The sequence below is a fragment of the Streptococcus sp. genome, from assembly GCF_019414905.1.
Lineage (GTDB): Bacteria > Bacillota > Bacilli > Lactobacillales > Streptococcaceae > Streptococcus.
This window is the reverse complement of the sequence record NZ_DXLC01000304.1, coordinates 1-1298: the sequence shown is the minus strand read 5'-3', so window position 1 is coordinate 1298 and position 1298 is coordinate 1. Positions and strand designations below refer to the sequence as shown.

Sequence of the window (1298 nt, the reverse complement as noted above, 5' to 3'; positions counted from 1 at the left end):
CAGACATTTTACCCTTACGACGTTCTACCAAGGCAGCAACCATTTCTTCAAATTTATCGTAGTGTTGAGGGTCAATGACTTCATAACCGTCCTCAATACCTTCGATTTCAAGATAAATTTTAATTTTTTCAGGATTTCCAAGCAAAACAGGAATCACTTCTGTTTCTTTTACCAAGCGTTTAGTTGCTTGAAGAATACGAGGCTCTTCCCCTTCAGGGAGAACGATACGAGCATTTTTACCAACAAGGTTGGCTTTGAGACTTTCAAAAACTTCCATGAGTTTTCTCCTTTAAAAATAATAAATTATACTCTGATTTAGTTTTTATAGAGTATTAGTTGATAACTGAGTAATAAGATTACTAAAATCATCCGGCAAGGGACTTTCTAACTGCAAGTCTTGCTCTAAAAATGGATGATAGAAGGATAGGTAATGGCAATGCAGAGCCTGCCGTTGGATGCCGTCGTCCAGACTACCTCCATACAAGTCATCACCTAACAAAGGAAAACCAATATGAGAAAAGTGGACTCGGATTTGGTGGGTACGTCCAGTATGCAGGCGAATATCGACCAGGTGAATATTCCCATAAGATGCTACAATCTTATATGATGTATGGGCATACTTTCCACCTTTAGCTACTCTTCTAGTGATAATGGAGTCTTCATCACGCGCAATAGGAGCAATAATTTCCCCCTCTGACTCCAAGTGTCCATCGCCTTTAACCAAAGCAAAATAGCGCTTCTCGATAGACTTCTTCTGCAACTGCTTGTCTAATCGTGCGTGGGCATAGCCGTGCTTAGCAAAGAGCATCAAGCCAGAAGTATCTCTATCAAGTCTGGTCACAATGTGAACCTGCTGATTTTCATAGTTTTGCTTGACATAGTAACCCTTGATAAAATTAGCGATTGTATTGGAGTGATTGACACTAGGAATAGAAGCCACTCCATAGGGTTTGTTCAAGACTAGAAAATGGTCATCCTCATAGAGAATATCCAGTGGGCGCTCGATAGCTTCTAGAGTTTCAAAGCCTTCCTCAGCAGGAATATCGATGATAACTCGGTCTCCAATATCCAATAGATACGTCGCATTTTGAGGTTGGTCATTGACCAGAATAGCTCCGCCTCGAAACTTAATCTTGGCCAGCAGCCCTTTAGAAACCTCGTGCTTTTTTAAGAAGGTCTTAACCTTTACATGCTCATCTGCGATAAATTCAAACCTCATTCATCCACCTCGCCGATAAATGCATCCTTAACACGATTCCAGAAACTGGTGTGGCTCGGAGACGCGACAAAATGAATCT

Annotated in this window: 2 protein-coding genes; both read right to left on the bottom strand. The window is 41.1% G+C overall.

Going from position 1 to position 1298, the window contains the following annotated elements; genetic code table 11:
• Positions 1-277, bottom strand: a 277-nt coding sequence (locus tag QZ359_RS09145) for a phosphate acyltransferase (protein WP_293965916.1), incomplete at its 3' end; no start/stop codon positions are given.
• Between the two features lie 45 nt (positions 278-322).
• The gene (locus QZ359_RS09140) at positions 323-1219 is read right to left on the bottom strand and encodes an RluA family pseudouridine synthase (RefSeq protein ID WP_261056869.1); all 897 of its coding nucleotides are present in this window, start codon (positions 1217-1219) and stop codon (positions 323-325) included.
• Between the last annotated feature and the right edge of the window lie 79 nt (positions 1220-1298).

Bases quoted from the DNA above. Each gene is read 5' to 3' on its own strand.
- QZ359_RS09140 (WP_261056869.1), bottom strand. From the start codon at position 1,219: ATGAGGTTTGAATTTATCGCAGATGAGCATGTAAAGGTTAAGACCTTC.